The sequence below is a fragment of the Candidatus Symbiopectobacterium sp. genome (genome assembly GCF_020054415.1).
Lineage (GTDB): Bacteria > Pseudomonadota > Gammaproteobacteria > Enterobacterales > Enterobacteriaceae > Symbiopectobacterium.
This window is the reverse complement of record NZ_JAHWCO010000290.1, coordinates 1-6,940: the sequence shown is the minus strand read 5'-3', so window position 1 is coordinate 6,940 and position 6,940 is coordinate 1. Positions and strand designations below refer to the sequence as shown.

Annotated in this window: 6 protein-coding genes and 2 pseudogenes; 4 read left to right on the top strand and 4 right to left on the bottom strand. The window is 52.7% G+C overall.

What is annotated here, in order from left to right; all coding sequences use genetic code 11:
* Together QZ506_RS08405 and QZ506_RS21525 are read left to right on the top strand one after the other, a co-directional pair.
* A pseudogene (locus QZ506_RS08405) lies at positions 1-167 on the top strand (IS481 family transposase); the annotation flags it as partial.
* Positions 168-240: 73 nt separating this feature from the next.
* Positions 241-1,059: pseudogene (locus tag QZ506_RS21525) on the top strand (tyrosine-type recombinase/integrase); the annotation flags it as partial.
* Positions 1,060-1,192: 133 nt separating this feature from the next.
* Here the strand turns inward: QZ506_RS21525 and queA are convergent.
* A complete protein-coding gene (queA, locus tag QZ506_RS08395; RefSeq protein WP_291970342.1) occupies positions 1,193-2,290 on the bottom strand; it encodes a tRNA preQ1(34) S-adenosylmethionine ribosyltransferase-isomerase QueA in 1,098 nt (365 codons plus the stop codon).
* 139 nt (positions 2,291-2,429) lie between these two features.
* Between queA and QZ506_RS08390 the strand changes: the two genes are divergently transcribed.
* Both QZ506_RS08390 and QZ506_RS08385 read left to right on the top strand, forming a co-directional pair.
* A complete protein-coding gene (locus tag QZ506_RS08390; RefSeq protein WP_291970340.1) occupies positions 2,430-3,008 on the top strand; it encodes an ACP phosphodiesterase in 579 nt (192 codons plus the stop codon).
* 154 nt (positions 3,009-3,162) lie between these two features.
* A complete protein-coding gene (locus QZ506_RS08385; RefSeq protein WP_291970338.1) occupies positions 3,163-3,765 on the top strand; it encodes a peroxiredoxin C in 603 nt (200 codons plus the stop codon).
* A gap of 118 nt (positions 3,766-3,883) precedes the next feature.
* On the opposite strand, the gene proY is transcribed toward QZ506_RS08385, so the two are convergent.
* From proY to QZ506_RS08370, 3 genes are all read right to left on the bottom strand, one after another.
* A complete protein-coding gene (proY, locus tag QZ506_RS08380) occupies positions 3,884-5,260 on the bottom strand; it encodes a proline-specific permease ProY (protein WP_291970336.1) in 1,377 nt (458 codons plus the stop codon).
* Positions 5,261-5,348: 88 nt separating this feature from the next.
* Positions 5,349-6,653, bottom strand: coding sequence for a branched-chain amino acid transport system II carrier protein (gene brnQ, locus QZ506_RS08375; RefSeq protein WP_291970334.1), 1,305 nt, complete (start codon positions 6,651-6,653; stop codon positions 5,349-5,351).
* 175 nt (positions 6,654-6,828) lie between these two features.
* On the bottom strand, positions 6,829-6,940 hold a 112-nt coding region (locus QZ506_RS08370), incomplete at its 5' end, for an IS1 family transposase (RefSeq protein WP_291970347.1).

Genomic DNA, 6,940 nt, shown 5'->3' with positions numbered 1-6,940 from the left:
AGTTATATGGAGACCTGGAAAGCCTGCAGGTAGATCTGGACAACTGGTTGTGGCATTACAATAATGAGCGAACTCATCAGGGAAAAATGTGCTGCGGGCGTACGCCGATGGCCACTTTACTCGATGGAAAACGGATCTGGGTAGAAAAGAATCTGAACCAGATGTAATCTGACAGACACCTGTATAAATAATCGGTAACTGTCAGATCAGGTCTGAGCTAGTACAAATCAGCCTTACTTTGCCGACAAGCAAATCCACGCCCGTTACTGGCTTTCTGTGTTCGGGGGGAGAGTGATATCTGCGATCTCAAGCGAGGAGATAGCGAACAACTTGCCAACGCATTCAACCGCTAGGAGGGTTAAGCTTTCCGACGCAACGCGCAATAGGTACAGGGCGTTCATCATGCGGGCTTTTTCTTTGGCAGTTAAAGCCGGTTAGGTGAGAAGCGCTCCACACGTATCGTCTCAGAGGGAGCCAAAGGTGCGGGTTAGATGGATAGAAAAAGAGCAAGCAAGAGCGCTGATCAACTCCCTACACCTTTGATGGATGAAGAGGGTTGTTGCTTTCGCGCTACTAACCGGGGCAAGGAAAGGAGAGATTTTCTCTCTTAAATGGGAAAGCGTCAACCTGTCACGCCGCATAGCTGTAGTGACTGCAGATAACGCTAAATCAGGAAAAGCACGCCCGCTACCGCTAAACGATGAGGCGGTGCGTGTGATCACGGAGTGCAGCAAAGACTGCGATTATGTTTTTTCCGTTGATGGCAAGCAAAGAACGCAAATAGGTCGTGACGACTTTGCTAGGGCGCTGAACATATCTGGGATCGCTGACTTTCGTTTTCACGACTTGCGGCACACATGGGCAAGCTGGCACGTACAGAACGGTACGCCACTGATGACACTAAAAGAGCTTGGCGGTTGGCAGAAGCTTGAGATGGTCAATAAGTACGCCCACCTCAGCACCGAACATCTAAGCAAATTTAGCGGTATTGTCACATTTTTGGCACAGAGCGATGCGTCATGTGACGGACGACCTTATTTGTCAGTCGTAGGAAATTGATAACAAACGCATTAATTAGTGTAGCATCTTTTTGACAAGCAACTTACACCGGAAAAACAGTCCGATGTTGTTGTTGGTAAGTCAGTCAACACTCCAACAGATTGCACTCTACGGCGCGATTATGCGTTTTTTTTCAAAAAGCTGAAGCATCGTTGTCCGCCGCACTGGCAACCTGCTCCGCTTCAGCCGCAGGATTACGCGTAATAAACATGGCGTCTCCGTAGCTGAAAAAGCGATACTGCTCGCTCACCGCCGCGCGGTAAGCCGCCATGGTATGCTGATAGCCCGCAAACGCAGACACCAGCATGATCAACGTTGATTCCGGCAGATGGAAGTTGGTCACCAGCGCGTCGATCACGCGATAATGATAGCCGGGATAGATAAAAATGCGTGTATCACCAAAGAAAGGTGCAATCAGCGCCTCTTGCGCCGCCTGTGCCGCACTTTCCAATGAACGCACCGACGTGGTGCCAACAGCGATCACGCGATTACCGCGCGCTTTACACGCAAGCACAGCATCTACCACATTCTGCGGCACTTCAGCATACTCCGCATGCATGATGTGATCTTCGATGGTATCAAACCGCACGGGCTGGAAAGTGCCTGCGCCGACGTGTAGGGTGACAAACGCCATTTCAACCCCTTTCTCGCGCAATGCAGCAAGCAGCGGCTCATCAAAGTGCAGGCCCGCCGTCGGTGCGGCAACCGCACCGAGGCGCTGGCTATACACCGTTTGATACAGTTCACGATCGGCGTCTTCATCCGGTCGGTCAATGTAAGGCGGCAGCGGCATATGGCCGATGTCGTTTAATATCGTCAGCACATCGCGTGGATCATCAAAATGCAGCTCAAACAGCGCATCGTGGCGCTGGGCCATCACCGCTTTGACGCTGCCGTCTTCTCCCAGCAACAGTTCCGTTCCCGGTTTGGGCGCCTTGGACGCTTTAACATGCGCCAGCACACGCTGCGTATCCAGTACGCGCTCAACCAGCACCTCAATCTTGCCACCGCTTGCCTTTTGACCAAACAAACGGGCAGGAATGACGCGGGTATTGTTAAACACCAGCAAATCGCCCGGTGCCGGTTTATCCAGCAAATCGGTGAAAACACCATGGGTCAGGGCTCCCGTCGGTCCGTCCAGCAACAGCAATCGGCAGCCGCTACGCTGCGCCTGCGGATAGTGCGCAATCAGCGCTTCGGGAAGTTCAAACGAAAAATCAGAGACTCGCATGGCTATTCACTTGGTTGTGCTATTTATAAAAGAGTGTTCGACAGGAACAGGTAAAAAAACGGCGGTCCAGTCTAGAGCCGTAAGCGCGCGGCTGCAACAAATAAGCAAACGGTGCATGAAATTGATGTAAACTGGAATAATGAATTTTCTTGCTCATCTTCACTTGGTCACGCTAGCCGATAGTTCGCTTCTCGGCAACCTGATGGCCGACTTTGTGCGCGGTAACCCGCAACAAGGCTTTAGCGATGACGTGGTGTCAGGTATCCGCCTGCACCGCCGCATTGATGTGCTAACGGACAGTCAGGCCGAAGTAAAAGCCGCCGCCCATTTCAGCGCCGATTACCGCCGCGTGGCGCCCATCACGCTTGACGTACTACGGGACCATTTTCTTGCCCGTCACTGGACGCGCGTGTGTCCGCAGCAATCGCTGGAAGCGTTTGTCGCTACCGCTCGCACCCAGATAGAGCCACATCTTGCTGACACGCCGGAACGCTTTCAAAACCTGAATCACTATCTGTGGCGTGAACGTTGGCTGGAGCGCTACTCCGAATTGCCCTTTATTGCTGATGTGCTGCAACGCATGGCGATACGCCGCCCCCTGTTGGCGGCATTAGCAGGCTCATTTGAGGCTATCGAGCTCCACTACACCGCCTTTGAAGACTATTTTTGGTGTTTTTATCCACGTATGATGGAACAGGCTCGTTTGCAACAACTGTAACGCTGTCGATTTATGCTGGGTATGACCAATCAATTCAATAGATAAAACATATCTCATCAATCGGTCTGTTAACCTTTATTCATGAGGAAAGAAACCCTATACTGCCTGTTGTTTTTTCATCCTCGTCCTTTTAATCACTTTTACAGGAGTTATTATGGTCCTGGTAACGCGTCAAGCCCCTGACTTCACCGCTGCTGCCGTATTAGGCAATGGCGAAATCATTGAAAACTTCAATCTGAAAAAGCACATCAGCGGTAAAGCGGCAGTGATTTTCTTCTGGCCGATGGACTTTACCTTCGTCTGCCCGTCAGAACTGATCGCATTTGACCACCGCTATAAAGAGTTTCAAGATCGCGGTGTAGAAGTGGTTGGCGTCTCTTTTGACTCCGAATTCGTTCACAACGCCTGGCGCAACACGCCGGTGAAAGGCGGCGGTATCGGCCCGGTGCAGTACGCCATGGTCGCCGACGTGAAGCGTGAAATCCAGAAAGCCTACGGCATTGAGCACCTGGATGCGGGCGTGGCACTGCGCGGTTCTTTCCTTGTCGACAAAGAAGGCGTGGTACGCCATCAGGTTGTCAACGATCTGCCGCTGGGCCGTAACGTTGATGAAATGCTGCGCATGGTTGATGCCCTGCAATTCCACGAAGAGCACGGCGAAGTGTGCCCGGCACAGTGGGAAAAAGGCAAATCCGGTATGGGCGCATCGCCAGATGGCGTTGCAAAATACCTGACGGAAAATGCCGACAAGCTGTAATCTCGTCCTTTTCCGCGACAACAAGCCGACGCTATCCCGTCGGCTTTTTTATTAGTAATGTTCAGAGAATAAAAAATGGGGCTTTACGCCCCGTTTTGTCATTGCCGCTCAACCACGCTTACGCGTTGCCATTCGCCCGCTTCTGCCGTTTCTGTTTAACGGCATAACCCAACAGCAGCAACGCAATCCACAGCACGCCCACGTAGAGGGAAACGCGCGTTTCTTCAAAGTAGCCAATCAGTCCGATAATAAACACCAGAAATACGATACCCGCTACCGAAGATGCCACCCCACCCGGCAGCGGGAACGCCAGTGCTTTCACCTCGTTCTCACTCAAACGACGGCGGAACGCAATTTGCGAGCACAGGATCATTATCCACACCCATACGGTGGCAAAGGTTGCCAGCGATGCAATCACCAAAAACACTTTGCCCGGCATAATGTAGTTAAGGTAAACCGCCACCAGCAGCGCCGCCATCATTACAATGACCGTGACCCACGGAATACCGCGCTGCGACACTTTGGCAAAGACCTTGGGAGCGTTGCCCTGCTCAGCCATGCCGTGCATCATGCGGCCCACGCCAAACACGTCGCTGTTAATCGCCGACAGAGACGCCGTGATGACCACAAAATTCAGAATGCCCGCCGCTGCCGTAATGCCGAGATGCTGGAAGGTCAACACAAACGGACTGCCGTTGGTACCCACCTGATTCCAGGGATAAATCGACATGATGACAAACAGCGTACCCACGTAGAACACCAGGATGCGCCACGGTACCGAGTTGATCGCGCGCGGAATGGATTTATGCGGATCTTTGGCTTCACCGGCGGTGATACCAATGATTTCGATACCGCCGTAGGCAAACATCACCAGTTGCAACGACAGGACCATGCCCATCACACCGTTACTAAAGAAACCACCGTGGCTCCACAGGTTACTGATTCCGGTTTGCTGGCCGCCGTTACCAATACCCCACACGATAATCCCAATGCCCGCCACGATCATGATGATAATGGTAGCGACCTTGAAGAACGAGAGCCAAAACTCCAACTCACCGAACACCTTCACGCTCATCAGGTTGATGGCACCAATGATCAGCACCACGCTCAGAACCCAGATCCAGTGCGGCACATCAGGGAACCAAACGCTCATGTAGATACCAAACGCGGTCACATCCGCGATGGCGACGATGAGGATCTCAAAGCAGTAGGTCCATCCGGTGATGTAGCCCGCCATCGGCCCTAGGTAATCCTGCGCGTAGCGGGAAAAGGAGCTGGCCTGCGGGTTATTGACCGACATTTCTCCCAGCGCCCGCATGATGATATAGGCGATAACGCCGCCGATGATATAAGCCAACAGCACACTTGGCCCTGCCATCTGAATGGCACTGGCCGAGCTATAAAACAGCCCGGTACCAATCGCCGATCCGAGTGCAATGAAGCGGATATGCCGCGTGCTTAACCCACGCTTTAGCTTAGCGGATCGTTGTTCCATAAATTAAGCAGCCCTGTCTTGCAAAAGAAAAACCACAGGCGACAGCCTGTGGTGAAAAATGCAGCGTTAGTGCTTTATTGGTGCGCCGTCACTTCCTGACGCAGCTCAGCCGGTCATAAATAACCGCAGCCAGCAGCACCACCAGAGACGGTGGCAACCAGGCCAATCCCTGTTCACCCAAAGGCAAGCTCAGGCTCCAAGCTGGCAGCAATGACGCAAAGGTCGATGATTTTACCCCATCAATCAAGCCGAATAACAGGCTGATTAACATGACCGGGGCCACAATACGCGAAGCACGATTCCACCAGCGCAAAGTAAAACTCAGTAAAACCAGAATGATACAGGGCGGATAGATCGCTGTCAGCACCGGAATGGATAGCTGAATCAGATGACTTAATCCCATATTGGCGACTAACGCCGAGAATCCCCCCAGCACGAACACCAGCGTGCGATAGGAAAACGGCGAATATTGGGAGAAAAATTCGGCACAGGCGCAGGTCAGGCCAACCGCCGTCACCATGCAGGCGATAAAAATCAACAAGGCCAGGAAGCCGCTGCCCATGCTGCCCAAGGTGTGCTGCACGTAAGCATGCAGGATTTCAGCCCCGTTTTGCGCGTTAGGAATCAGTTCACCGCTCACAGAGCCCAGCTTAAACAGGCTCAGATACACCAACGTCAACCCGACGCCAGCAATCAACCCGGCCCAAATGGTATAACGGGTCAGCAGCGTAGCATCGGTCACGCCGCGTGAACGGGCCGCATTGACGATAACGATTCCGAATACCATGGCACCCAAAGTATCCATGGTCAGGTAACCGTTCACAAAACCGTTATAAAACGGTACGGTTTGATAGGCTTCGGTCGCCGGGATCGGCGAACCCGCAGACCACATCACCACCGCTAATCCCAGCACGGCCAGTGCCAGAATTTTCAACGGTGCCAGCACATGGCCAACCGTATCCAGCAGACGACCCGGATAGAGAGAAATGCCGATCACTAACGCGAAATAGACCACGCTATAGATCAACAGCGGCGTGGCAGCATCGCCAAACAGCGGAGCCAGCCCCACTTCGAAGGATACCGTAGCGGTGCGCGGCGTAGCGAACAGCGGTCCGACGGCCAGATAACACACGGTCGCCAGCAGAAAGCCTGCCTTCTGGCCAATGGGGGAGCTCAGCGCATCGACGCCACCGCCCACGCGCGCCAGCGCGACCACGGTCAACACCGGTAGGCCAACTGCAGTGAGCAAAAAGCCAAGCGCGGCGGTCCAGACGTGTTCACCGGCCTGTAAACCCACAATTGGCGGGAAAATGATGTTCCCCGCCCCGACAAACAGCGCAAAGGTCATAAACCCCAGCGCCACGATATCTTTGGATGTTAAACGATGACTCATAGTTACGTTGTGTTTCCTGTATATAAATGCGACAAAATGGGAAGACGAACTGCGGCGTGGTATAAATTATTCTTATCGCGCAGACGTTATAGGGCGCTAAGTAAAACGTTTATAGCAATAAAAGACAAGTAGCGATCCAAAATGCGGGTCGTGTATTCAATGAGTTGATGTAGCATCAAACGTAGTACTCGCGTTCGATGTAAGTACCGATGATCCTATCGTGTATTTCGGATGATTTTGAATATCCGAGCGTCTTGCGATTGAGCCGTTGCAATCGGTTACGCAGT

Excerpts from the sequence above, each read along its gene's own strand:
- proY (WP_291970336.1), bottom strand. The coding sequence starts at position 5,260 with ATGGAACAACGATCCGCTAAGCTAAAGCGTGGGTTAAGCACGCGGCAT.
- QZ506_RS08385 (WP_291970338.1), top strand. The coding sequence starts at position 3,163 with ATGGTCCTGGTAACGCGTCAAGCCCCTGACTTCACCGCTGCTGCCGTA.
- QZ506_RS08390 (WP_291970340.1), top strand. The coding sequence starts at position 2,430 with ATGAATTTTCTTGCTCATCTTCACTTGGTCACGCTAGCCGATAGTTCG.
- brnQ (WP_291970334.1), bottom strand. The coding sequence starts at position 6,653 with ATGAGTCATCGTTTAACATCCAAAGATATCGTGGCGCTGGGGTTTATG.
- queA (WP_291970342.1), bottom strand. The coding sequence starts at position 2,290 with ATGCGAGTCTCTGATTTTTCGTTTGAACTTCCCGAAGCGCTGATTGCG.